22 protein-coding genes are annotated in these 23330 nt (G+C 62.7%); 10 read left to right on the forward strand and 12 right to left on the reverse strand.

Annotated elements, in window-relative coordinates; all coding sequences use genetic code 11:
* Window positions 1–85 precede the first annotated feature (85 nt).
* The 7 genes from nthB to FEZ59_RS17225 all read right to left on the reverse strand — a co-directional run bounded on the left by nthB (window position 86) and on the right by FEZ59_RS17225 (window position 7309).
* A complete protein-coding gene (gene nthB, locus FEZ59_RS17195; RefSeq protein ID WP_172932940.1) occupies window positions 86–724 on the reverse strand; it encodes a nitrile hydratase subunit beta in 639 nt (212 codons plus the stop codon).
* A 26-nt stretch (window positions 725–750) separates the two neighbouring features.
* On the reverse strand, window positions 751–1374 hold the full coding sequence (gene nthA / locus FEZ59_RS17200; protein ID WP_029256769.1) for a nitrile hydratase subunit alpha: 624 nt from the start codon (window positions 1372–1374) through the stop codon (window positions 751–753).
* Window positions 1375–1447: 73 nt separating this feature from the next.
* Window positions 1448–3013 carry an amidase gene (locus FEZ59_RS17205; protein ID WP_097386622.1) on the reverse strand — a complete coding sequence of 522 codons (1566 nt, stop codon included), beginning with the start codon at window positions 3011–3013 and terminating at the stop codon, window positions 1448–1450.
* 104 nt (window positions 3014–3117) lie between these two features.
* Entirely contained in the window at window positions 3118–4533 is a 1416-nt protein-coding gene (locus tag FEZ59_RS17210) for an ABC transporter substrate-binding protein (protein WP_172932941.1), read from the reverse strand.
* Between the two features lie 45 nt (window positions 4534–4578).
* Window positions 4579–4947 carry a winged helix-turn-helix domain-containing protein gene (locus FEZ59_RS17215; protein ID WP_070386716.1) on the reverse strand — a complete coding sequence of 123 codons (369 nt, stop codon included), beginning with the start codon at window positions 4945–4947 and terminating at the stop codon, window positions 4579–4581.
* A 115-nt stretch (window positions 4948–5062) separates the two neighbouring features.
* Window positions 5063–6124, reverse strand: a complete 1062-nt coding sequence (locus FEZ59_RS17220) for a phenylacetaldoxime dehydratase family protein (protein WP_084325706.1) — start codon at window positions 6122–6124, stop codon at window positions 5063–5065.
* 204 nt (window positions 6125–6328) lie between these two features.
* Window positions 6329–7309, reverse strand: a complete 981-nt coding sequence (locus FEZ59_RS17225) for a helix-turn-helix domain-containing protein (RefSeq protein WP_021346131.1) — start codon at window positions 7307–7309, stop codon at window positions 6329–6331.
* Between the two features lie 175 nt (window positions 7310–7484).
* Between FEZ59_RS17225 and FEZ59_RS17230 the strand changes: the two genes are divergently transcribed.
* Genes FEZ59_RS17230 through FEZ59_RS17240 form a run of 3 tightly spaced genes read left to right on the forward strand, consistent with a single transcriptional unit; the run spans window position 7485 to window position 11364 of the window.
* Window positions 7485–8120, forward strand: a complete 636-nt coding sequence (locus FEZ59_RS17230; RefSeq protein ID WP_007735239.1) for a TetR/AcrR family transcriptional regulator C-terminal domain-containing protein — start codon at window positions 7485–7487, stop codon at window positions 8118–8120.
* 36 nt (window positions 8121–8156) lie between these two features.
* Window positions 8157–9662: a long-chain-fatty-acid--CoA ligase gene (locus FEZ59_RS17235; protein ID WP_172932942.1), complete on the forward strand. Its 1506-nt coding sequence runs from the start codon at window positions 8157–8159 to the stop codon at window positions 9660–9662.
* 10 nt (window positions 9663–9672) lie between these two features.
* A complete protein-coding gene (locus tag FEZ59_RS17240) occupies window positions 9673–11364 on the forward strand; it encodes an acyl-CoA dehydrogenase family protein (protein ID WP_172932943.1) in 1692 nt (563 codons plus the stop codon).
* Here FEZ59_RS17240 and FEZ59_RS17245 read toward each other — a convergent pair.
* On the reverse strand, window positions 11361–12239 hold the full coding sequence (locus tag FEZ59_RS17245; protein WP_042953452.1) for a LysR family transcriptional regulator: 879 nt from the start codon (window positions 12237–12239) through the stop codon (window positions 11361–11363). The two genes, FEZ59_RS17240 and FEZ59_RS17245, sit on opposite strands and share 4 nt — an antisense overlap.
* A 146-nt stretch (window positions 12240–12385) precedes the next feature.
* Between FEZ59_RS17245 and FEZ59_RS17250 the strand changes: the two genes are divergently transcribed.
* The 3 genes from FEZ59_RS17250 to FEZ59_RS17260 are packed head-to-tail and all read left to right on the forward strand — an operon-like array spanning window position 12386 to window position 16697.
* A complete protein-coding gene (locus FEZ59_RS17250) occupies window positions 12386–13756 on the forward strand; it encodes an MFS transporter (protein WP_042953443.1) in 1371 nt (456 codons plus the stop codon).
* Complete coding sequence (locus FEZ59_RS17255) at window positions 13756–15471, forward strand: acyl-CoA dehydrogenase family protein (RefSeq protein ID WP_172932944.1); 1716 nt, start codon at window positions 13756–13758, stop codon at window positions 15469–15471. Before FEZ59_RS17250 ends, FEZ59_RS17255 begins: the two co-directional genes overlap by 1 nt.
* Window positions 15468–16697, forward strand: coding sequence for a CoA transferase (locus FEZ59_RS17260; RefSeq protein WP_092765787.1), 1230 nt, complete (start codon window positions 15468–15470; stop codon window positions 16695–16697). Before FEZ59_RS17255 ends, FEZ59_RS17260 begins: the two co-directional genes overlap by 4 nt.
* Here the strand turns inward: FEZ59_RS17260 and FEZ59_RS17265 are convergent.
* The gene (locus FEZ59_RS17265; protein ID WP_092765793.1) at window positions 16619–17413 is read right to left on the reverse strand and encodes an LLM class F420-dependent oxidoreductase; all 795 of its coding nucleotides are present in this window, start codon (window positions 17411–17413) and stop codon (window positions 16619–16621) included. The two genes, FEZ59_RS17260 and FEZ59_RS17265, sit on opposite strands and share 79 nt — an antisense overlap.
* A gap of 303 nt (window positions 17414–17716) precedes the next feature.
* Between FEZ59_RS17265 and FEZ59_RS17270 the strand changes: the two genes are divergently transcribed.
* Together FEZ59_RS17270 and FEZ59_RS17275 are read left to right on the forward strand one after the other, a co-directional pair.
* The gene (locus FEZ59_RS17270) at window positions 17717–18325 is read left to right on the forward strand and encodes an ATP-dependent Clp protease proteolytic subunit (RefSeq protein WP_172932945.1); all 609 of its coding nucleotides are present in this window, start codon (window positions 17717–17719) and stop codon (window positions 18323–18325) included.
* Between the two features lie 4 nt (window positions 18326–18329).
* Entirely contained in the window at window positions 18330–18917 is a 588-nt protein-coding gene (locus FEZ59_RS17275) for an ATP-dependent Clp protease proteolytic subunit (protein WP_003945993.1), read from the forward strand.
* On the opposite strand, the gene FEZ59_RS17280 is transcribed toward FEZ59_RS17275, so the two are convergent.
* Genes FEZ59_RS17280 through FEZ59_RS17290 form a run of 3 tightly spaced genes read right to left on the reverse strand, consistent with a single transcriptional unit; the run spans window position 18918 to window position 20663 of the window.
* Entirely contained in the window at window positions 18918–19286 is a 369-nt protein-coding gene (locus FEZ59_RS17280; protein ID WP_003946041.1) for a helix-turn-helix transcriptional regulator, read from the reverse strand.
* Window positions 19287–19344: 58 nt separating this feature from the next.
* Window positions 19345–19842 (reverse strand): TIGR04338 family metallohydrolase, encoded by a 498-nt coding sequence (locus tag FEZ59_RS17285; RefSeq protein WP_020971418.1) that lies wholly within the window; start codon window positions 19840–19842, stop codon window positions 19345–19347.
* On the reverse strand, window positions 19839–20663 hold the full coding sequence (locus FEZ59_RS17290) for a DUF2786 domain-containing protein (RefSeq protein WP_021346121.1): 825 nt from the start codon (window positions 20661–20663) through the stop codon (window positions 19839–19841). Before FEZ59_RS17290 ends, FEZ59_RS17285 begins: the two co-directional genes overlap by 4 nt.
* A gap of 114 nt (window positions 20664–20777) precedes the next feature.
* Here FEZ59_RS17290 and ugpC point away from each other — a divergent pair, with 114 nt between their 5' ends.
* Both ugpC and FEZ59_RS17300 read left to right on the forward strand, forming a co-directional pair.
* On the forward strand, window positions 20778–21851 hold the full coding sequence (ugpC, locus tag FEZ59_RS17295) for a sn-glycerol-3-phosphate ABC transporter ATP-binding protein UgpC (protein ID WP_003946073.1): 1074 nt from the start codon (window positions 20778–20780) through the stop codon (window positions 21849–21851).
* 170 nt (window positions 21852–22021) lie between these two features.
* Window positions 22022–23311: an ABC transporter substrate-binding protein gene (locus tag FEZ59_RS17300; protein WP_003946022.1), complete on the forward strand. Its 1290-nt coding sequence runs from the start codon at window positions 22022–22024 to the stop codon at window positions 23309–23311.
* Window positions 23312–23330 lie beyond the last annotated feature (19 nt).

Here is a 23330-nt window from a genome sequence, read left to right on the forward strand (position 1 = left end):
CTTCCGAATGAGTGAATCGTTGTGATCAGGCGGCGGTCACGCGAACCGCTGCGATCGCGTGACCGCCGCCTGGAATGCTGGAAGATCAGGCCGCAGGCTCGAGGTAACCCTCGAAGAGGTCGACAACGACGCTCCCGCCGTCGGTGTCGCTGCCGAACAATTCCTCCGCAGCGAACGTCACGTGGTAGGTGGGTTCTTCGCCGGCGTCGTTGCGGCCGTGACCGATTGCGTCGGGGAACGGCCACTTCTCGGTGGTCCGGTGAGCGATGGTCCCCACCCGTCCTCGGCAGTAAGCAGGCATTCGAATATGCCCGGGAACGTATTCGTCTCGCACACGTACTCGCTGACCGACCTCGAAGGTGGTTGTGTCGATGCGAGCCGGTCGGCCTTCGGATTTGCTGGGCCGTGAGAGTGGGAACGGCCCTCCTGCAAGGCTTTCGAGCTCTTCCTGCGTCAGGATTCCCTTTTCGACCATCAGTGCCGCGACGCCGATGACGTACCGCTCGTAGTACGGGGTCATCATGTAGTGGCGGGGCTCCATCCGCTCGACGACGTATCGAACTTCGTCGACGCTGAAGGCCCCGAGTTCGGCGACACCGGCGAACATCAGGCTGTACGGCAGGTGCTCCCACTCGGCGTGGAAGGTGGGGCCGATGTCGGCGTTGACGGTATGCGGGACTTTGCCGAAGCCTTGAACTCCGGCAAGATCGTGTACTCCATCCATGGTGTGCTTCTTTCTTGTCGGGGTGGTCAGACGGTGGTGACCTGCGGGACTGCGACGCCGATCAGGCAGTCCTTGGTGACGATTTCCTGCAGTTGTTCCTGGCTCCAGCCTTCGGTGCCTGCGGGACGTTGCGGTAGGACCATGTACCGAGTTTCGGCGGTGGTGTCGTAGACGCGGATCTCGACGTCCGACGCGATCTCGGTTCCCATCTCGGAGAGAACCTTCCGTGGCTCGCGGACCACGCGTGCACGGTATTCGAAACTCTTGTACCAGGTCGGCGGCAGACCGAGGATGGGCCACGCGGTGCATGAACACAGCGAGCACACGATCACGTTCTTGAGGGTCGGGGTGTCTTCGACTGCCACGATGTATTCGCCCTGGGGGCCCAGATATCCGTACTGGGCAACCGCGGCGGTACCGTCGGTGAGAAGCAGCTGCCGGAAATCGGGGTCGGTCCAAGCCCGCGCGACCAATTCCGCTCCGCGCCTTGGACTGAAGTCCTCCTCGAAGGTCTTCTTCCATCCCTCGACGTAACCGTCGGGTACCAATCCCTTACCGTCGAGTGCGCGGAACAGGGCCCACGCGCGATCGGAGACCGGCGCCTGGGCCGGTGCGGCGTTCTCCGTTGTGTGGTCGATCGTTACTGACATCTGGTTCACCTTTTCTATGCAGGCTGATCATGTGTGAATCGGTGGAATTTGTTGTGCAAGTGCGGATACAGGATTAGGTGAGGCTGAGTTGTGGTGCAGAGTCGGAGATGCGGTCGGCAGGCGTCGGAAACGCGCCGCGAAGCTTTTCGAATGCGCGCCCGACCCGGAGGACCGTCGCATCGTCGAAGGTCTTGCCGGTGATCATCATTCCGACCGGAAGCCCGTTTACCAGGCCGGCCGGAACGGACAGGGACGGATGTCCGGTCACGTCGAATGGTGCCGTGTTGGCGATCATCCCGAGAGCCTTCGTGATGAAGGTTGCACGATCCACGTCCTTCGCCGGCAATTCGGATGCGACGTAGGGCAGTGTGGGCATCACCAGGACGTCGAATTGTCTCAAGGCAGTGTCGTAGGCGGCGCGGGCGAGCGGTACGAGGTTCCGGGCTTTGCCGTAGCTCGCGCCGCCGAGGGCGGTGATGCCGTGGTGGCCGGTCAGGGCCACTAGTTTGACGGTTTCGGACAGAGCGTCGGCGTGCTGAATGCGTCGAGAAGCAAAGTGTGCCATCAGTTCCGGATCGTACAAACCTTCGGCGTTCATGCCGTATCCGTTGCCGTCCAACATCTGGTAGGCACCACCGTCCGTGGCGATCACGTTCCAGATGTGGAAAGCATGCAGGTGCCACGGGATGTTTACTTCCTCTACCGTGCAACCGATTTCGGTCAGACTGTGTGCCGCTGCGCGGACTGCGTCGTCGACCTCGGGCTGTGAGACCGCGTGCCCGAAACCTTCTCGAACGATCCCGATTCGCAGACCATCCACATCGGAGTCGAGGGTGGACAGGTAGTCACCTGCTTCGACGCTGTCGGCTTGGCGTGGGTCGTTACCGTCGCGACCGGCGATGACCGAGAGCATCAGTGCGGCATCGTGGACCGTGCGTGTGATCGGGCCGAGATGGTCGATTGTCCGCTCGATGGGAAATGCGCCGGTATACGGGACGAGCCCGAACGTCGGCTTGTGTCCGACGACGCCGCAGAATGCCGCCGGGATCCGGATCGATCCGCCTTGATCCCCGCCGATGGCAAAATCGACGTCACCGTTTGCAACGAGAGCTGCACTGCCACCGGATGATCCACCTGCTTCACGCTGTGGGTCCCATGGATTGCGGACCGGTCCGCTTGCCGGTGTGAAGCTCGAACCGGAGAAACACAGGTCCTCACACACAGCTTTGCCTGCGACGGTTGCACCGGCCGCCAGTAGTCGAGTGACCACAGTCGCGTCGCGAGACGGAGTGAATCCCTCCACCGTCCGAGACCCGTTCATCATCGGAACTCCGGCCACGGTCACGTTGTCCTTGATCGCCACGCGTCGGCCGGTCAGGACGCCGTCCGACGTCGGCGGGATGCTTGTGGTCACATACCAAGCGCTCAAAGGATTTTCGTTCGCAGTTGGCACGGCGTGTTCGCGTGACGTGGTCGACGGGGTTGCCTCGTCGGCGTACAACTGGTCGACGACGTCGTAGGAGCCCAGTGCTCCGTCGATCAGTGCCGGCCACTCGAGCCGGGCTGATTGGTCGAGAGTGATGCCGTAATGCCTTGCAGCGGTGTCTATTGCATTGTCGTCAGGTCGGATTGTCGCCATGAGAAGTGTGCTCCTGATGTGATCGGCTTCACTTGTCTTTCAGACTAGTTCCGGATCAGTAATTGCGTCAATAGGTATCGACATATTGACTCGTTAAGTTCGGGTTACGCGCGCTCAGAGAGAGCGGGGTACAGACGCCCATGGCGTGATTCAGCGATCAGAATCGGCCGATGCAGTGGAACGCCGGTGTCCGTCGAGCTTTTCGACGTTGTGACAAGCTGCCGAAGTACTGTTTCCGGATCGCCCGCCGACGTTCGTTCGACTGCGCGTGCGTAAGCGACGATCGCTTCGTACGTTGTCTCCGACAGGGAACTGAGCGGAGGCAGGAGTTCGTTCGAGCTTGCGCTGTATCGTTTTTCGAGGTCGTGATCGCCGGCTGCGGATTGAAAGTAGCCGAATGCCGCCCAGACTCCGTCGGCATCGGAATTGCCGATGAGCTGCTGAGTGGCCTCGTCGAGGACCAGCGCAAACGTCCGCGTGGTGGCCCGCAGTCCGTGCTGGGCGCATTGCCGTTCGAAGAAGACCTCGTCATGGCCCACCAGGGTGGAAAGAATCAGTTCGGCCCCGGAGTCGACTATCGACTCGATGATCCGTGAGAAGTCGGTTGTTCCCAACGGTACGTAGACTTCGCCGGCCACCGAACCTGTGGATTCGGCGATCACACGCCGAGCCGCCCAATGTGCTCCGAACGACCACGAATACTGCTGACCGACCAGGAACCAAGTGCGAGAACCGGTCTCGGACATCATTGCGGGTATGCCCGCTCGCGTCTGGTCGAGTGGCCGCTCACCCAATCGAAGGATACCCGGACGCGATCGACCTCCTTCGTTGAGAACTGTGTGCACCAACAACACACCGGTGTTTTGCAACGCAGATGCAGCGGCGTTGAAGGTCGACGACGTCACGCACGCAAAAATGGCGCGACATCCGCTTTTCACCAATCGCAGTGCGGTCGCCGCTCCGGCCGCCGAGTCGGAAGCGTCATCGCCGATCACCAAGTCGACGAGAACGCCGCCGACACCGCCGTCGGCATTGATCTCTTCCACCGCCAGGGCAGCGAGTGTTTCTGTGGCCTGGGCGAATACAGCCGCCGAGCCGGATTTGCTGACCAGCAGTCCGATCCGATGTCGGTCGGAGCGCGGAGGTTCGGGTGGAGCGAATCCGCGCTTGTTGGCAAGCCAGGAAATGCCGTCCTGATCGAGGCTGGACTCGAGAACGATTCGGGTGCCGGTGCCGTCGGGAAAGAACCGGATCGTCAGACGGCCGCGCCACGGTTGGTGGTGCACGATCACGACCGATCGACCCCGCTTCACGCCGGCGACGTACCCCAACAGAGTGATCGGCATTCCGGCTACATCTGCGCGTGCGCCGTCGCCGACGGGAAGGGAGATGGCGACGGCGGCCCCGACCGTCAGTTGCTCACATTCGAGTTCGAGCAGTTGCCCCGTTTCGAAGCGCTCGAAGGCTGACCCTGGTGGGTCCGTCGTCACGATCTGTGCCGTTACGGAGAGACCTGGCACGTTCTACTTCCTGCCTGAAATAGATGCTGGGGCTCAAACAGGGCCTCAAGCCCGGCGACGCACCGAAGCCGCGTCGGAATCCTCAGTCGCCGTGGTCGGCAACTCGGAGGCGTGAGAACCTGCTTCCAGCGCTCGCCCGAGGACGTCGCGCAGGAACTGGAGTGCATCGTTGGCGGGCCCAGACGGATCGATCGAAAACAAGCGATGACGTCCTTGACGGCGTTCGACGATAACTCCGGACAGCCGCAGCGCCTTGAGATGTGTGGATACCGTGGTGCGACCGACCGTCGAAATTTGATCGCTGATGAAGCCTGCGTTGCATTCGCCGTGGGTAGCCAGAGTGTCGAGAATCTGTCGGCGCACCTGGTCGGCCAGCACAGCAAACGCCAACTCTTCGTTTCGTTGAGTAGTCACTGTGTGCTGTCCGCGCTTCCTCGATGGCCTCTACTGAGATATGTCGACACTCGTCAACATATCTCGAGTTGCCTCCGAGGGAAAGAACGTGGCCGAAGTTTTCCGGCGGCTTCGGTCAGTGCGCGGCGGTGGTCACCGCGTCGCGCAGCAACCCGGTCCCGGGATGGCAGTTGATGTACTCGTACAGCTGATCGGCGGCATCGAATACCGAGACCTCATGGTAGAGACGTAATTTCGACAGGCCCTCGGCGACCCGGAAGAACGTCGTGAAGATCCGCAGATGGGTCGGGTGGGATTCCGACCACCGCTCGAGTTGGTCGAGTGAGGCCCAGTGACCGATGTTGTAGCTCAGGTCGAGGAAGTTTCCGTCGATGTCGATATTGCGTACGAAACGGTTGCTGTAGCACCCGACGGCCGGGCCGTTGTCGCGGAGGAAGTCCATGCCCGATTGAAGAGTGGGCAGGATTTCGTCCAGGTAGAGGCTGCGCTCGTCCGCTTCCGCGTCGGCCCAGTCCTGCCCGGATCTGATCAGTGCGATGTTGTCGTGCCCCCGCACTACTACGCGTCCACCTGCGGCGGGGTCACCGGCGACGACCCGTAGTTCGCCCGAGGCCTGCATCCAGTCGGTCTGAGAGATCGGAAAGCGCTCGCGCATCGAACCCCAGTAGCCATGCTCGTTGATCTCGCCGCTGACACCGTCCATGACGGCTCCCACTCCGGGGAGATCGTCCTGGAACGCGTAGAGCGTCTCGAATTGTTCGGCTCTCGGTGCCACGATCTCCCGGAAGAACCCCAATCCGTCGGACAAGCGGTCCTCGGACTCCCACCAGGAGGCCACCGGAGCTGATGTGCTCCAACGATGTTGGGAAGAAACATCTTTCCAGTACCCGACCACGATCAGATTCTCGTAGCCCTGGTTGTCGATGTGGTGGGTCAGATCGTGGTGTGCCGGTCCGTCCGGCAAGTCGAAGCCGGCGACGATATCCCGCATGGACTGCAGTGCTGCCGAGCGCTGATCCTCGCCGCGGAACTGCACGCCGAGATAGCCCATCGCGACCTGGTGCAATGTGTCGTCCGCACGCCCGACCCACATGGGAAATGGTGGCGAATAGGTATCCGGAACGCGCCTGGTCAGCGTGCGCGGGCATTGAAGATGTTCACCGATTGCAGATTCCATGAGTGCTCCCTGTGATGTAGGTGGTCGGATCGGGTGCCTGGCACTTGGCAACGCCGTGCCGAAAATCTACGCCCGCGAGGCCGAGCAAACTTGGCCGTCAGCGCCCGATACTTGGCCTACCGCGCCGAGAATTGTGGATAGGCGTCGGCGACCGAACGTTTTGAACATCATGTTGAATGGGTAAGTGTCCGAGGATGTTACAGATCAGCGGGCAGTACTTGTGGGGGCCACTGCTTGCGACCGGTATTGCCGCGGGCTGATCCCGAACTCCGCCTTGAATGCGCGACTGAAGGCGGCCAGGTCGGTGAATCCCCAGCGGTGAGAAATCTGGGTCAGCGACCGCTCTACGCCGTGGCGTTGCACGATCTCACGACGGCAACCGTCGAGTCGACGGCTGCGAATCGAACGCGACACCGTTGTGCCGTGTTCGGCGAAGGCTCGGTGCAACTGGCGAATGGAGACTTTGACTGATCCCGCGATGTCCACCGGTGACAGGGCCGGGTCAGCGATGCGGGCGTCTATGGCCGACAGAGCGGATTCGTACAGGCCAGTTCGCCGGGAGACGATCGGACGCGCCGTTGCGTGGAGAACCGACTTGACCAGGCTGCCGATCTCGTTGACGACTTCCTCCTCGTCTCCGCTCGCGTCGGACGTCATGCGGACGGAGGCAAGATCGTGAAGAAAGCGACCCAGCAGGCCACTCAGGCCCGCGTGTCCGTCGAAGGCAATGGCGGTCAAGCTCGTGACCTCCGCGTCGCTGAGTGACAGGTATGACCGTGGCCAGGTGAACACCTCGAGTCCCCAGATGCCGTCGTGTGCGTGTCCCTCGATCTGCCAATCGAAGGGGCGCGTGGTGTCGTACAGGACGTAGTCGCCACGTCGTAGGACGCATTCGCGGTCGTCTTGCCGCACTACCGCGCTACCGCGGCGGATCATTCCGATTTGCAGATAGTCCGCACCGTCACTCTTGATCAGGCTGCTGCTACGGACTATTCGTTGTTCCATCGATTGAACTGCGGACACCCGAACGTGTGCGAGTTGGGCCGAGTGCACGGCCCCACTGAATCCATCGCCGTCTTCGATATCGGATACGTCGAGCGCGACAAAATGCTCACGCAATAAATCTGCCCAGTCGCCCGTGAGAGTCGTGCGTGTGGGCAGGGAGAAGCCGGATCGCGCGAGCATTGCAGGGCGCCTCCTCGCAGAAAAGCCGAAGTTCTCGGGTGCTCGATGTTCAGAGAGTAATCCCGCACATCGGACATGTCGATAGGAGTCGACATGTCATCACGTCGGGAGAAATTGTTTGCCATACAAACAACGCCGAGTTATTGTTTGTCATACAAACAAGTAGGAGTTCGTGATGGTCACCGAGTCAGTTCCCGCAGCGCGCGCGACGCGTGAGTCGGGCAAGCAGACGCGCATGGCACTGTTCAACGCTGCAACCGAGCTCTTCCTCGAACATGGCGACAGCGTGTCCATCGCGCAGATCTGCACCGCCGCCGGCGCCCATCCCAACCAGGTGACCTACTACTACGGCTCAAAAGAGAAGCTCTTCGTCGAGGTGGCGTGTGCAGCCGTTCTGCGCGCAGGCAAGCGTGCCGAGGTCGACGCCGCCGACGCCGACACCGTGGGTGACTACACCGAGAAGCTGGTCGGATCACTCCTCGGCTCGGGCGCTCCCAGTGTCGAACTGTTCGTGGAAGCGATGATGATGACGGGTCGTCGTGGTGAACTCCGCGATCTGATCTCCGAGACGCTTCGCACTCTGCATTCCTCGGGTGAAACAGCCCTCCTCCGTACCTTGATCCGCACCGGCTGGCAGCTGCGCGCGGGCATCGACGTCGAATCCAAGGCCTTCTGGTCTGCGATCTTCGGCCTCGTCATTCAGAAAACTGCCACCGGCGAGAGCTTCGGTTACTCCCTCGAGGAGGCGGTCGCCGTCATCTTCGCCACTCTCCAGATACCCGACGCCGTACTCAACAGCTCGATGGAATGAACTCTCTTCGAGCGTGATTCTCCGACAAGGACTTCGATGAACATCGTTCGCGTATTCGACAGCAACGTCACCAAGACCCCGGACAAACCCTTCCTGATATTCGACGGTCACGATCACACGTACTCCCAGGTTCAGGACGGAAGTCGACGCGCCGCAGGCTATTTGCAGTCGCTGGGCGTGCAGCCGGGCGACCGCGTCGCGCTGATGTGTTACAACACTCCGGGATTCGTGTACGCGATGCTCGGTGCCTGGCGCTTGGGCGCCGTCGTGGTCCCCATCAACCACAAGATGCAGACTCCGGAAGTTGCCTACGTGCTGGGACACGCGAAGGTGTCGGTGTGCGTCTTCGACGGTGAGTTGGCGCCGGTTGTCGGTCGACTGGAGACAACGGCCAAGCTGATCAGCACGGACTCTGTCGCAGACGGTTTCGACTTCTTCGACGACGCCATCACCCGCCAGGAGGGCGTTGACGGTATCGACATCGACGAGAACGATCCGGCTGAAATCCTCTACACCTCGGGGACTACCGGCTCGCCCAAGGGCTGCGTCCACAGCCACCGCAACGTCGTCGGTGTTGCCGTCACAGCGGCCCTCGCCGTGTCGACGACTCGGGACGAGCGCCTGCTCATGGCCGTCCCGATCTGGCACGCTTCCCCGCTCAACAACTGGTTCATGTCCACGCTCTACATGGGCGGAACCGTCGTGCTGCTGCGCGAGTACCGTCCCGTCAAATTCCTGGAAACTGTTCAGGAACAACGTATTACCCTCTGCTTCGGCCCGCCGGTCATCTACACCACTGCACTCAACCTCGTGCCGAACTTTGCCGACTACAACCTCGGTAGCGTTCGTGCGTGGTTGTACGGCGGCGGACCGATCGGCGCGGATGTCGCTCGGCGACTGGTGGAGTCGTACGGCACCACCGAATTCCGGCAGGTCTACGGCATGACCGAGACCGGGCCGGTGGGCACTGTGCTGTACCCCGAGGAGCAGTTGAGCAAGGCGGGCTCGATCGGCCGCGTCGCGCTGGCCGGCGTCGACCTGCGCCTGGTTGCCGATGACGGCACCGACGCGGAGCCCGATCAGATCGGTGAGATCTGGCTGCGCGCCGACACCGTCATGCAGGGGTACCTCGACGACCCCACTGCCACGAAGGCTGCTTTTGCCGACGGAGGTTGGTACCGCACCGGCGATCTGGCGCGCAAGGATGCGGACGGTTACCTCTTCATCGTCGACCGCGCGAAGGACATGATCATCACGGGCGGTGAGAACGTCTACTCCAAGGAGGTCGAGGACGTGATCTCCGGCCACCCGGACGTCGTCGACGTCGCCGTTGTCGGAAAACCCAACGAAGAATGGGGCGAGACCGTCGTCGCACACGTCGTCTGGCGTGAACCGGATGTCATCAGCGCCGACGACATCAAGGACTACCTCTCGGACAAGTTGGCGCGCTACAAGATTCCGCGTGAAGTGGTGTTCGCGACCATTCTTCCGCGTACACCGACCGGCAAGATCCAGAAGCACCTCATCCGCGCAGCGAGCTGAAAGGCCTGTCATGACTGATATTTCCGAGAAGACCGTCACCCACCCGGCTCCGCATCGCACCCATGCAGTGCTCAACCAGTCGGTACCGCGCACGGACGTCAACGAGTTCCTGCTCGATACGGTCCTGGCCGAAGGGGTCGCGCGCCACGACGCGGATTGGGCCACAAGCGAACTCACCGACATCGGTGAACTGGTCGGCAGTGCTGGATTCCAGCACGACGCCGAGCTGGCCAACACGGTGATCCCCGAATTGAAGACCTTCGATCGCTGGGGAAACCGCATCGACGAGGTCGAATACCATCCGTCGTATCACCGGATCATCTCTGCTGCCGTAGCGCACGGTGCGCACACCTCTGCCTGGGCTGACCCCAAGCCGGGTGCCAACGTGGCTCGGGCCGCGGCATTCATGCTGTTCTCCCAGGTCGAACCGGGCCACGCGTGCCCGATCTCCATGACGCACGCCGTGATCCCCTCGCTCGAGCTGCAACCGGACGTGGCCGCTCTCTGGACGCCGCGAGCCCTTTCTCGGAGTTACACCCCCGAGTTGGATGCTCCCGGAAAGGCATCCGCGATATTCGGAATGTCGATGACGGAAAAGCAGGGCGGCTCCGACGTGCGAGCCAACACGACCATCGCCAAGCCGGCCGGACGTGGCGGTCCGGGTGCGGACTACCTGCTCACCGGACACAAGTGGTTCTGCTCCGCGCCGATGTCCGACGCCTTCCTGGTTCTCGCTCAGGCCGAAGGTGCTGCCGGTGAGGGGCTTTCCTGCTTCCTTCTCCCCCGCATCCTGCCTGACGGCACGCGCAACGTCTTCCGCATCCAGCGTCTGAAGAACAAGCTGGGGAACAAGTCCAACGCGTCGTCCGAGATCGAACTCGACGGCACCGTCGGCACCATGATCGGCGAACCGGGTCGTGGCGTGCGGACCATCATCGAAATGGTGTCCCAGACGCGACTCGACTGCATCCTCGGCAGCACGGCAGGTATGCGTCAGTCGGTCGCCGAAGCGGTGTGGCATGCACGGCACCGAAGCGCTTTCGGTGCCGTCCTGGCAGATCAGCCGGCGATGACGTCGGTGCTTGCCGATCTGGCTCTCGAATCCGAAGCCGCCACCATCACTGCACTGCGATTGGCTCGCGCGCAGGACGAGGACGCGGACGAGCAGGAAAAGGCGTTCCGCCGACTCGCGACGGCTGTTGCGAAGTACTGGATCTGCAAGCGCGGCCCGCACCACTCCTACGAGGCACTCGAATGCCTGGGCGGTAACGGTTACACCGAGGACTTCCCGCTTGCCCGTCGCTACCGTGAGCAGCCCGTCATGGCCGTGTGGGAGGGGTCGGGCAACGTCATCGCGCTCGATGTCCTGCGCGCGATGACCCGTGAACCCGATTCCGTTGCCGCCTTCGACCACGAGGTCAACCTCGCTCGCGGCAACAACCCGGTCCTCGATCAGCACCTCGATCGGGTACGACGCCAACTCGGTGAGCTCGCCACGATGGCACCCGCCGACGCCCAGCTCCGCGCTCGGACCGTCGTCGAGGCAATGGCGTTGGCGCTGCAGGCTTCGCTCATGGTGCGCCACTCCCCGGCCGCCTCGTCCGATGCGTTCATTGCCGCTCGCCTCGGCGCCGACCGTGGTCACGAGTACGGAACTCTGCCTGTGGGAACAGATTTCGCCGGAATTCTCGCGAGAGCCTAAGGCTGTTCCCTCAGTACCCTGGTGACGGTGTGTACTGCCGGCGTCGGATTGTTCGGTCGCCATGCCATCGCGATTTTCAGCGTGGGCGTGGCCCCGGCGATCGGCAGGTACACGACCCCGTCCATGGACAGATGCGCCGTCGACTCCACGACGACGGCGATCCCGACCCCCGCTCCGACCATGGCCAACAGGCTGTACGGATCGGGGGCTTCGTGCGCGACGGTGGGCGTGAAACCTGCTGTGGCGCAGACGGACAACGTCGCATCGCGCACCACCGAGCCGTGCTCGGCGGGATACATCACGAATCGCTCGGTTGCCAGGTCTTCCGGTGACACCGACTCCCTGGTACTGAGGTGATGCCTGGCCGGGACCGCGACCATCAAGGTTTCCTCGCGCACAGTGTGAGTCTCGAATCCGCGCGGAATGGGCAGGCCGACTATGCCCATGTCGAGTGTTCCGCGTCGGAGAGCGTCGAGCACCTCACCCGAGTACATCTGCGGCCGTAGGTCCAGTTCGATTCCCGGATGGGAGTCGGCCAGCGATCGTGTCAGGGCCGACAGCACCGTGTAGCCGCCCGTTCCGCCGAAACCCACCGTGACACGGCCTGTTTCCCCGGTTGACGCCGCCGATGCGATATCTCGTACGACGGCGATCTGCGCTTCGATGATTCGTGCGGGCGTGACCAAGGCCTCGCCGGCCGCGGTCAATTGCACTGATCTGGTGGTCCGGACAAACAGGTCGGTGCCGAGTTCGCGCTCGAGCGCCCGAATGGTCTGGCTGAGCGGGGACTGCCCGATGTGGAGGCGCTCGGCGGCCCGGCCGAAATGAAGTTCGTCGGCGACTGCGAGAAACGCGCGCAGCTGACGCAATTCCATGTCGCTCCTCCCGGGTTTCATTATGTGGTTCTTCCACATAAATGAGTCGAACTAAGTCTTGGACTCTACATGGATCTCGGACGATAGTGATTCACGCCTCACATTGCATCCCTTGGTGATGCCCGACGCGAGAATCAGGGAGAACCGTGGATCAACACCCAGGTCAAGACACCAATCCGCCTGAATACAACACCAAACAGGCACGCAAGGCCGGAATCACGGCGTTTGTCGGAACGACTATCGAGTGGTTCGACTTCTACATCTACGGAACCGCATCCGCCTTGGTGCTCGGCCCGCTGTTCTTCCCGGATGCGTCGCCGGCGGTGGGAACACTCGCAGCCTTCGCGACTTTTGCCGTGGGATTCGTGGCTCGTCCGGTCGGCGGAGTGGTGTTCGGTCATTTCGGAGACAAGTTCGGTCGCAAGAACGCCGTGATCATCACCCTCGCGCTCATGGGGTTGGGAACTGTCGGTGTCGGCCTCCTCCCTACGTACTCCCAGATCGGGATCTGGGCACCGATACTGCTTGTGGCACTGCGTGTTCTCCAGGGCATTGCCATGGGCGGCGAATGGGGTGGCGCCGTATTGATCGCCACCGAGTTCGCTCCCCCGAAGAAAAAGGTGCTCTACGGTGCGTTTGCGCAGCAGGGTTCACCGGTCGGCAACCTGCTCGCGACGCTGGCCTTCCTCGGCCTGACGTTGATGTCGGATTCCGTGTTCGAGTCGTGGGGTTGGCGTCTGCCGTTCCTCGGATCCGCAGCTTTGGTGATCGTCGCTCTCTACATCAGGTTGCACATCTCCGAGACACCCGAGATGAAGAAGGCTGTTGCGGCACAGGAACGTACACGGATGCCGCTGGTCGAAGTGTTGCGTTCGCATCCCGTCGAACTTGCTCTCGGCGTCGGCGCTGTGGTTGCCGGTGTTGCCATCACGTACGTCAAGACAACCTTTGCGCTCTCCTGGGCGACAACGGATCTCGGCTTCGAGCGCAGTGACTTCCTCCTCGTGATCACCGTGGCACTGGTAGCCCAGGCGCTCGTACAGCCTTTCGGCGCTGTGCTGGCCACGCGGATCGATCCGTCGAAAGCGGTCCGCTGGATGCTGCTTCCGGAGATCGTGCTCCTACCACTGATGTTCGTGCTGGTTCAGACGGGCTCCGTGCCCTTGGCGATTCTGGGGATGGTCCTCGCGACGGCGCCACACGCAATGTATTACGCCGCGTTGGCCGGCATCCTGGCGCAGGTTTTCCCCACCAATGTTCGGTATACCGGCATCTCTCTGTCGTACCAATTGTCGACCGCCGTATTTGCCGGAACGGCCCCGATGGTCAGCCAGTATCTGCTGACGCGAACCAACTCGATCTGGCCGGTCGTCGCTCTTGGGCTCGTGTATGTCGTTCTCTCCCTTGTCTGTATGACGGCTTTGTTGCGCAGGAGTGCGCTGCACGCGCAAGGGCTGGAGTCGACGAGCTCCTCGAACATGACCGATGCTTCCACCCTGAAAGGCGTTGACCACTGATGAACTTTGCACACACCGACCCCGCTCTGACAGCGGTAGTGGACAGATGGACCGCCGGGGCGGACCGAGAGACGTTGAACGGATTGCTCGACCGACTGGGCCGAGATGCCGCCGGCCGCTTGTCCGAGCTTGCCGACATCGCAGACAAGAACCCGCCGGTGCTGCAGCAATTCGACAAGGCCGGTGACCGCGTCGACCGGATTTCCTATCACCCGGCCTACCTGGAACTGTGCCGGGCGGCGTACAACGAGTACGGCCTGTCCGCGATGTCGCACCGAAAAGGGTTGCACGGATGGGACTCCGTGCATCCGCCACTCGCGAAGTACCTCGCGTCGTACATCTTCGTGCAGGCCGAGTTCGGGCTGGCCTGCCCGGTGTCGATGACAGATGCTGCTGCGCGGACCCTGCGTATGTTCGGTGATCCGGCCGTGTTCTCGCCCTGGATCGACGCGTTGACGTCGACGGACCCCGAGCAGGCGAAGACGGGTGCGATGTTCATGACCGAGATTCAGGCAGGCACCGACATCGCCTGCACCGAAACACGCGCCGAGCGCGACGGTGACGGATGGGTTCTGACGGGCAAGAAGTGGTTCGCCTCCAACCCGGATGCCGATGTGATCATCACCCTCGCAAGATTCCCGGGCGGACAGGATGGTTCGACGCGTGGAGTTGGAATGTTCATGGTGCCCAAGACCTTGGGATCCGGCGAGCGCAACAACCTCACGATCGATCGTCTCAAGGACAAGCTGGGTACGCGTTCCATGCCGAGCGGCGAGGTGACGCTGAACCGCGCGCACGCACTCCAGGTCGGTGAACTCGATCGAGGGTTCCGCCAGATGGCGGAGATGGTCAACACGTCTCGCCTGTCCAATGCGATGCGTTCGAGCGCTCTCATGCGCCGAGCAGTCCGCGAAGCCGTAGAACATTCGAAGAGCCGAGTCGTGTTCGGTAAGAGGCTCTTCGAGCAGCCGCTGATGCGGGCGACGCTTCTTCCCCTTGCACTCGATGCCGAGGCTTCGCTGGCCCTGGTCGCGTACAGCGCACAGTGTCTTCAGGCAGCAGACGGCGGCGACGAACAGGCGCGCGCACTGATCAGGGTACTGACACCGATCGCCAAACACTTTGTCTGCAAATGCGCGCGGGTGGTCACCGGCGAGGCCATGGAGGTGCGCGGAGGAAACGGCTACATCGAGGAATGGGCCAACGCGCGACTAGTGCGGGATGCCCACTTGGGCTCGATCTGGGAGGGCTCGAGCAATGTCATTGCGCTGGACGTACTTCGGTGCCTACGCAAGTTCAACTCGCACCGCACGGTCGCGGGAGCGATGACGGACATCCTGTCCACCGTCGGACCGGATTGCGAAGCCGGGGCCGGAGTTCTGTTGCGGCGCTGGGAGGAACTGGTAGAGGAAGGAGATCGTCTGATCTCCGGATCTGACGATGCCGCCCAGGCCGCCAGCGCAAAGTATGCCGACGAGTTGGCTCGTGCCGTCATGGCGACCCTGCTTTTCGATCTTGCGGATCACGGCATCCGACACGGTAATGGGTACCGGTCACTGCTGTTGGCTAATTCCTACCTGGCCGGTCTTGCCGGGAAGGTGCCGTCGGCTGCGCTCGGCAATCTCGACGTGATCACCGACGGCGGTGACGTCGAGCTGGATGATGCACGTGACGTCGTAGCCGGGTTCCTCTCTGTAGCAGGTGGTCATCGGTGAACTCGCCAACAGGCCCCACACCCCTCGCCGGCGTCCGTGTTCTAGATCTGTCGAAGATCCTTGCCGGGCCGTACGCAACCATGTCGCTTGCCGATCTCGGTGCCGACGTCACCAAGATCGAACACCCTGAAGGCGGCGACCCCACGCGTTCGTGGGGGCCTCCCTTCGTCGGGGTAGATGCCGCCTACTACCTCGCGATCAACCGCGGTAAGAAGTCGGTCACGATCGACCTCAAGTCCACCGAAGGACAGGAGATCATCCACCGCATGCTCGAAGAGACCGATGTAGTCGTGGAGAACTTCAAGCCGGGCAGCGGATTACAGAAGATCTTCGACTACCAGGCACTGTCCGAGCGATACCCGCATCTGATCACCCTGCACATCTCTGCCTTCGGTGAAGAAGGACCGCTGCGCGACGAACCGGGGTACGACATGATCGCGCAGGCCGCGGGTGGGCTCATGTCGCTCACCGGTGAACCGGGTGGTGCTCCGATGAAATCCGGGTTTGCGTTGGGAGACTTGGGCGCAGCGCTTTTCGGACTGGTCGGTGTCCTGGCTGCATTGGTCGAGCGAGGCCGGACCGGGCGCGGACAGTACGTGACCACGTCGCTGTACGAGTGCCAACTCGCGATGCACGTGAACTGGGCGACCAGTTACTTCGCCACCGGTGAGCGCCCGACTGCGTTGGGCTCCGGTCATCCGAATCTTGCTCCGTATCAAGCATTTCCTGCCAGCGACGGGTACTTCGTCATCGCTGTCGGCAACGACGGGATGTGGGCGTCGCTGTGCGAGGCCATCGGAAGGAGTGAACTGGTCACCGATCCGCGTTTCGTCCACAACCGCGACAGGGTGGAGAACCGCGAGAGTCTGGAACGAGAACTCACCAGCGCCTTCACATCGGAAACCGTCGAACACTGGTGCGCTCTTCTCGCCGAACGCGCCGTGCCGGTGTCACCGATCCGCCATCTCGACGAGATCTACTCCGATCCCCACACCGCCGCGCTCGGAATGGTCGGAACCGTCGACCATCCGACGCTCGGACCGTTGAAGCAAGTGGCCTTTCCGGTCAACTTCTCCGGCCAGAGGCCACGTCTGACGTCGGCGCCGCCCGTTCTCGGCGCCGACAACGACGAAGTCCTTGGTACCGCTCAGGCCAGCCCGCTCAACGCAGGCGGCGTGTTGTCGTCGCGCCAACCGATGGCCTCGACAAGCGTCGTGAGGTCGTAGTCCGGTCCGCTGACGCCGACGGTGAAGAGCGAGACACCGTCGGCGACCAGGTCAGCAGCATTCTCGAGCCCAGGCCACGGAACCGAGTGCTCTACTTCCAGCGGGTTCCGGCCTACGTCGGCGCAATGGTCGGAGAGGATGCCTGACTTGCGCAGGTGTGTCTCGCGGTCACCGAAGCTGTGCCAGACGTCGGCGTACTCGGCGACCAGGCGCAGGGTCTTCTTCTCGCCGCCACCGCCGATGAGGACCGGGATGTTGCGCGTCGGCGGCGGGTTGCCCTTCGCCAGGCGGCCCGTGATGCGGGGGAGGTATTCGCCCAGCAGTTTCAGCCGTGAACCGGGAGTGCCGAAGTCGTATCCGAACTGGTCGTAGTCCTTCTCGAACCAGCCGGCACCGATGCCGAGGATCAGGCGCCCACCGCTGATGTGGTCGACGGTTCGCGCCATGTCGGCGAGCAGATCCGGATTGCGGTAGCCACCACCGGTGACCAGGGCGCCGATTTCGACGCGTTCGGTCTGCTCGGCCCAGGCGCCGAGCATGGTCCAGCATTCGAAGTGGGCGCCGTCGGGATCGCCGGTCAACGGGTAGAAGTGGTCCCAGTTGAAGACGATGTCCACCCCGGCGTCCTCGGACCGCAAGACGGCGTCGCGTATCAACCCGTAATCGGGTGCGTGCTGGGGTTGGAGTTGAACACCGATGCGTACCGGACGAGTCATGCCACGCTCCTGACGAGAGGAATGGTTGTCTTCTCCCATCATGGCCGGGTGTGCGCGGTACCGCTACCGCCGCCGTCGGTGACGGGTTTGCCCGCACTTGTACCCACCCCTTTTCGAGCGAACGGTACTTTCGGCGCCTTAGATCGACTGAACATGCCGTTCGCTCAAACAGGGGGGCGGGTAGAAACAGGGGGCGGGCAAAACAGGGGGCGGGTAAAAACAGGGGGCGGGTAAAAACAGGGGTGGTCTGCCCACAGCAGACAGGCGGGGCCGCGGCACCGCCGCGCCGGTAGGAATGGATTCATGACTACTGAAGCGCCCACCGATACCGGGTACCGTGACCTGTTGACAGACAGGCTCTTCCGACAGCGAACGATTCTGCTCACCGGCGAGGTCAACGACGCCATGGCCGAACGGGTGTGTTCGGAACTGGTGCTCCTCGCCACCACCGACCCCAAGCGCGACATCGTGCTTTACATCAATTCACCCGGCGGATCGGTGTTTGCCGGGCTGGCCATCTACGACACGATGAAGCTCATCCCCAACGACGTCGTGACGGTCGCGATGGGCTTCGCGGCCAGCATGGGCCAGGTGCTTCTCTGCTCCGGCACCCACGGCAAGCGAATCAGCCTGGCGCACAGCCGCATCATGATGCACCAACCTTCGGCGGGTATCGGTGGCACTGCGGTGGACATTGCGATCCAGGCCGAGAGTCTCGAGCTGATGAAGCGTCAATCGCAGGAAATTCTCGCCGCCGAAACGGGCCGGACCGTCGAAGAGATCGAGACCGACAGCGATCGGGATCGCTGGTTCACCGCCGAGCAGGCGCGCGAGTACGGAATCGTCGACCGCGCCGTGACGTCCTTCGCCGAGATCGCACCGCAAGCCACCTTCCCCAAGATCGGATTGTGACGTCATGTCCCAGTACACGATTCCCAGTGTCATCGAGCGAACACCGACGGGTGAGCGATCTTTCGACATCTTCAGCAGGCTGCTCAACGAACGCATCGTCTTTCTCGGTACAGAGATCGACGACGGCGTCGCCAATGTCGTGATGGCTCAGATGCTGCATCTGCAAGCCGACAACCCGGATCGCGAAATCGGTTTGTACATCAACTCTCCCGGCGGTTCCACCACGGCGATGCTCGCGATCTACGACACCATGCAGTTCTTGAAACCGACGATTTCGACGTACTGCATGGGTCAAGCGGCTTCGGCTGCTGCAGTGCTTCTGGCCGCAGGCACTCCGGGCCATCGGCATGTTCTTGCCCATTCGCGGGTGCTGCTGCATCAACCGTCGACGCAAGGTAGCGGCACCATCTCGGACCTCGCGCTTCAAGCAGCCGAGATCCTGAGAATCCGGGAGCAGACCGAGGCGATTCTGAGTAAGCACACCGGTCAGAGCGTCGAGCGGCTCCGCAAGGACACCGATCGAGACAGGATCTTCACTGCCGACGACGCTATCTCCTACGGACTGGCTGACACCCTCATCGAAGGGAACTGATCAGGCTGCCATCAGGACGGGACCGGAGATCGGTGCGGGAGAATGTCCGAAGGTGAGGGAGTTGAGCGCAACGATCCTGTTGCCCGCTCGGAACAGCAGGTGCTCGAGCGGCATCCCGAGCGCTTCGCAGATGGCGCGCAGAATTTCCGACGACGGTTCCTTCTTGCCCCGTTCGATCTCGGAGAGGTACTGCTTCGACATCCCGACCTTTGCGGCTACGTCGTCGAGAGTTCGGTCCTGATCGCGTCTGACCTCCCGCAGCACTCGTCCGTAGGCTTCACGAATCAGCGGGGGTTTGCGCACGGCGACAGCCGGATCGGGGAGTTCCGACTCACCCTTGACCAGGACCAGTCTGCGCGGCGCATCCATAGGCCGAGTATTCCAGCCGACCGGTTCGCACACCACCCGGTTCACCGAGGGCTGACATCTAGTCCGTTCGAACACCACCGGCAAGAAACATCGCTCGAAGAACGAAGGTCGCCTCGGGTCCGATGATCTCGCCGACAAGGCTCGTATAGCGGTCGACGAACTCGGGCCCGTGGGAGGCCTCGTCGGAAGTGGGGTCGCCGAGGTGGTGCGCAAGTTCGTGCAAGACAACGAATTCGCGTAGCGCCCACCGGCCGTCACGGTCGTCCGGGACGGCGATGACGTCGTTCGAGTAGTGAGCGGCGGCATTGCCGGCGCGGGAGCGTACGGACACCGGAATGGTTGCGCGAGGCCAGGTCGCGAGTACCCAGTTCAGCCCGAGTAGCTGATCGCAGTACGCCTGGACCGACTCCACGGAACCGAATTTGCGCTCGACCGGCAACGTGATGGTGGAACCCATGACCTCGACGCTCCGAAGTCCGCGCTCGTCGGCGCGATCGAACATGGTGCGCACCAACGTCTCTGCCTCGTAAACGGCGTTCCGCTGCGTATCCCTCACGAGTCGAGCTGCCCGCGCACCCCGCCGATCTCCGGAAGGTTTCCCAGACGTGCGGAGCGCGCCGCCCGATCACCCGCTCGTCGAGCATGCGAGGAATGCCCGGCACTCGCGCGGCCACCGCCCCGCCACGTCCCACGTGCCTGGGAGTTGGACGAGTAGTAGTCCTTGAGCTCGATTTCCTTGTTGCGCAGCACGAGTGCGGTTTCCGAAGACGACGTGGCAGATTCTGCGATCGCCGCCTTCTCCGTCTCCTGCTTCGTCTCGGCCAACCGAGCGCCGATGCGGGACGCGTACGCCATCTGGAAGTTCAGGCGCGCCGTCACTCCGGCCACCGGCTTGCGGACCTGCGTGTTGACGCGTCGTCGTCCACGAGTTTCGACGACGGTCCGCACGGATGTTTCGCCGCGGTACGCCCCGGAGCGCACGTACGCGTCGGAGTCACGGACCATCTGGAAGAGCAGGCTCGAGTACAGCGCTTCGCACACGTCGATGTCACCGGCGAAGCCGTAGGCGTAGATGACGGCCGACGTCTGCGCGATGTCGCACTGTACGTCGTTGGCAGCGGCGATCGCGATGAACAACTGGGCGTACGTTCGCAGCCCGCGCTTGCCCGGTTCGCCGATGGTGATGAGCCGCTGAGTGGGTGTCGCACGTTTTTCCGAGGACGCGGTGTGCGCCCGCGCGACCGCCAGGTCGATCGCGGAACCGGTGGCCAACCGCTGCGCGGCGGCCATGAAGGCTTCACCTTCGTGTGGATTGTCGGTGGACTCCGCTTGGCGAAGCAGCGCACCGATGCGGGTCAGCATCTTCTCCGAACTCACCGTGAAAGACTACGCTCGCGCGCCGACACGGACGTTTATGCTGCTAGCGCACACGCTCACCCTCAACTTGGATCGTCCGGCACGTTCCTGCCGGTAGAAGGGATCAACCCCGTCATGGCTTCAGTGACTTTCGAGAGCACCACCTGCCTGTTCCCCGGATCGAACACCCCGGCAGTGGACAAGCTCGACCTCGAGATCGAGGACGGCGAGTTCCTCGTCCTCGTCGGACCATCCGGCTGCGGAAAGTCGACCACCCTGCGCATGCTCGCCGGGCTCGAAGACGTCCACAGCGGGCGCATCCTCATCGGCGACCGCGACGTCACCGGTCAGGAACCGAAAGAGCGCGACATCGCGATGGTCTTCCAGAACTACGCGCTGTACCCGCACATGTCGGTGGCCGAGAACATGGGTTTTGCGCTCAAGCTCGCCGGAACCAACAAGACGGAGATCCGCGCCCGCGTCGAAGAGGTCGCGAAGATGCTCGATCTCGAGCCGTACCTCGACCGCAAGCCCAAGGCGCTGTCCGGTGGTCAGCGTCAGCGAGTTGCGATGGGCCGCGCCATCGTCCGCCAGCCGCAGGTCTTCCTCATGGACGAGCCCCTCTCGAACCTCGACGCGAAACTCCGTGTTCAGACGCGCACGCAGATCGCTCAGCTGCAACGACGCCTCGCGACGACGATGGTCTACGTGACCCACGACCAGGTCGAGGCCATGACGATGGGTGACCGCGTCGCAGTCCTCGAAAAGGGAATCCTGCAGCAGTGCGCCTCGCCGCGTGAGCTCTACAACAAGCCGAAGAACGTCTTCGTTGCCGGCTTCATGGGTTCTCCCGCGATGAACCTGTTCACCCTCCCCGTCGTCGACGGCGGCGTCGCATTCGGTGATGGGATCGTTCCCGTTCCGCGCGAGACGATGAACGGTGTCGTCGAAACCGAGGTTGTTCTGGGTATTCGCCCCGAACACCTCGAGATCGCCGCCGAAGGCTTGCCGATGGAGGTCGACGTCGTCGAGGAACTCGGTTCCGACGCCTACGTCTACGGACGCACCACGATCGGCGGACGGTTGCAGCAAATCGTTTCGCGTGGTGACTGGCGCAACCCGCCGCAGAAGGGCGAGCGAGTCAACCTGCGCGTCGACCCTGAGAAGGTGCACATTTTTGCCACCACCGACGGGCGTCGCCTGGGTTAGGCGGACCTGTCAAACGACACATGACCGATTCAGGTTCGGCGTAATACCCACAAGTAGGGGTGTCTCGTGCCACAGTAGGGGCCGATGCCGGGAGCCGGCACCCATGGCGCATGCCGTGAGCCGGCTCTCGGTGACCGTCTATTTGTCATACACATACGGGGAGCGAATCCATGGTTCTGAACTCGAAGGCGATGCGCCGCGCTGCAATTGCAGCCACGGCAGCGTCCATGCTGGTACTGGCAGGCTGCTCGTCCGATTCGGACAAGGACAGCGGAACCAGCACCACGGCCGCATCCGGGGGATCGTCCTCGAGCGAAGGCCGCGGACCCATCACGATCGTCGAGGGGCAGGATGCCCTGAACGAGGCGCTCGAAAACATCATCACCGACTGGAATGCGGAGCATCCGGACGAGAAGGTCACGCTCAAGCCGCTGGCCAAGGAAGCCAACGCGCAGGTCGACGACATCACCCAGCGCATGCAGGCCAAGAGCGACGAGTACGACCTCATCGGCGTCGACGTCGTCAACACCGCTCAGTTCGCCGCAAACGGCTGGCTGCTGCCGCTCGAGGGTGACCTCGCGATCGACGAGTCCGGCCTCCTGCCGTCGACCGTCGCTTCGGGCACCTACAACGGCAAGCTCTACGCAGCGCCGAAGAACACCAACGCCGCGTTCCTGTACTACCGCAAGGACCTCGTCGAGAAGGCTCCCACCACGTGGGCCGAGCTCAAGGAAAACTGCCCGAAGGCTGTCGAAGCCGGCATCTCCTGCTACATCGGTCAGTTCAAGAACTACGAGGGCCTGACGGTCAACACCACCGAGATCACCAACGCTTTCGACGGCCCGTGGGTCGGCCCGGACGGACTCACCCCGGCCATCGACGACAAGACGAAGGCAGGCGTTCAGTCGATCGTCGACAACTTCGCCGACAACACCATCCCGCAGGAAGCACTGACCTACTCCGAGGGCGAGTCGCAGACCGCGTTCGGTGACGGCAAGGCACTCTTCATGCGCACGTGGTCCGGCTTCTCGGTCGACGGTGAGAAGACCTCGGTTGCCGGCAAGTACGGCTACACCGTTCTTCCGGGTGTCGACGGACCGGGCGCTTCGACCGTCGGCGGCTACAACGTCGGCATCAGCGCGTACTCCGACGCGCCGGCAACGGCTCGTGACTTCCTCGAGTTCATGCAGACCAAGAAGTCGCAGACGTACTTCACCGAGGTCGGCGGCGCACCCGTCCTCTCGGCTGTCTACGACGACCCGGCAGTGCTCGCTCAGTTCCCGTACTTCGCGACCCTGAAGGAAGCACTCGCTACCGCTCAGCCGCGCCCCGTCACGCCGTACTACACGCAGGTGTCGAAGTCGATCTCCGACAACACCTACGCTGCTATTCGCGGCGAGAAGACCGTCGAGCAGGCTTTGGCGGACACCAAGGCCGGCATCGAAACCGCCGGTAACTGATCTACCAGGAGCAATAAGC

This window comes from Rhodococcus sp. MS13 (assembly GCF_013277835.1).
In the GTDB taxonomy this organism is placed as follows: Bacteria; Actinomycetota; Actinomycetes; order Mycobacteriales; family Mycobacteriaceae; genus Rhodococcus_F; species Rhodococcus_F erythropolis.

Bases quoted from the DNA above. Each gene is read 5' to 3' on its own strand.
- nthB (WP_172932940.1), bottom strand. From the start codon at position 724: ATGGATGGAGTACACGATCTTGCCGGAGTTCAAGGCTTCGGCAAAGTC.
- nthA (WP_029256769.1), bottom strand. From the start codon at position 1,374: ATGTCAGTAACGATCGACCACACAACGGAGAACGCCGCACCGGCCCAG.
- FEZ59_RS17205 (WP_097386622.1), bottom strand. From the start codon at position 3,013: ATGGCGACAATCCGACCTGACGACAATGCAATAGACACCGCTGCAAGG.
- FEZ59_RS17220 (WP_084325706.1), bottom strand. From the start codon at position 6,124: ATGGAATCTGCAATCGGTGAACATCTTCAATGCCCGCGCACGCTGACC.
- FEZ59_RS17225 (WP_021346131.1), bottom strand. From the start codon at position 7,309: ATGCTCGCGCGATCCGGCTTCTCCCTGCCCACACGCACGACTCTCACG.
- FEZ59_RS17230 (WP_007735239.1), top strand. From the start codon at position 7,485: ATGGTCACCGAGTCAGTTCCCGCAGCGCGCGCGACGCGTGAGTCGGGC.
- FEZ59_RS17235 (WP_172932942.1), top strand. From the start codon at position 8,157: ATGAACATCGTTCGCGTATTCGACAGCAACGTCACCAAGACCCCGGAC.
- FEZ59_RS17240 (WP_172932943.1), top strand. From the start codon at position 9,673: ATGACTGATATTTCCGAGAAGACCGTCACCCACCCGGCTCCGCATCGC.
- FEZ59_RS17245 (WP_042953452.1), bottom strand. From the start codon at position 12,239: ATGGAATTGCGTCAGCTGCGCGCGTTTCTCGCAGTCGCCGACGAACTT.
- FEZ59_RS17255 (WP_172932944.1), top strand. From the start codon at position 13,756: ATGAACTTTGCACACACCGACCCCGCTCTGACAGCGGTAGTGGACAGA.
- FEZ59_RS17265 (WP_092765793.1), bottom strand. From the start codon at position 17,413: ATGACTCGTCCGGTACGCATCGGTGTTCAACTCCAACCCCAGCACGCA.
- FEZ59_RS17270 (WP_172932945.1), top strand. From the start codon at position 17,717: ATGACTACTGAAGCGCCCACCGATACCGGGTACCGTGACCTGTTGACA.
- FEZ59_RS17275 (WP_003945993.1), top strand. From the start codon at position 18,330: ATGTCCCAGTACACGATTCCCAGTGTCATCGAGCGAACACCGACGGGT.
- FEZ59_RS17280 (WP_003946041.1), bottom strand. From the start codon at position 19,286: ATGGATGCGCCGCGCAGACTGGTCCTGGTCAAGGGTGAGTCGGAACTC.
- ugpC (WP_003946073.1), top strand. From the start codon at position 20,778: ATGGCTTCAGTGACTTTCGAGAGCACCACCTGCCTGTTCCCCGGATCG.
- FEZ59_RS17300 (WP_003946022.1), top strand. From the start codon at position 22,022: ATGGTTCTGAACTCGAAGGCGATGCGCCGCGCTGCAATTGCAGCCACG.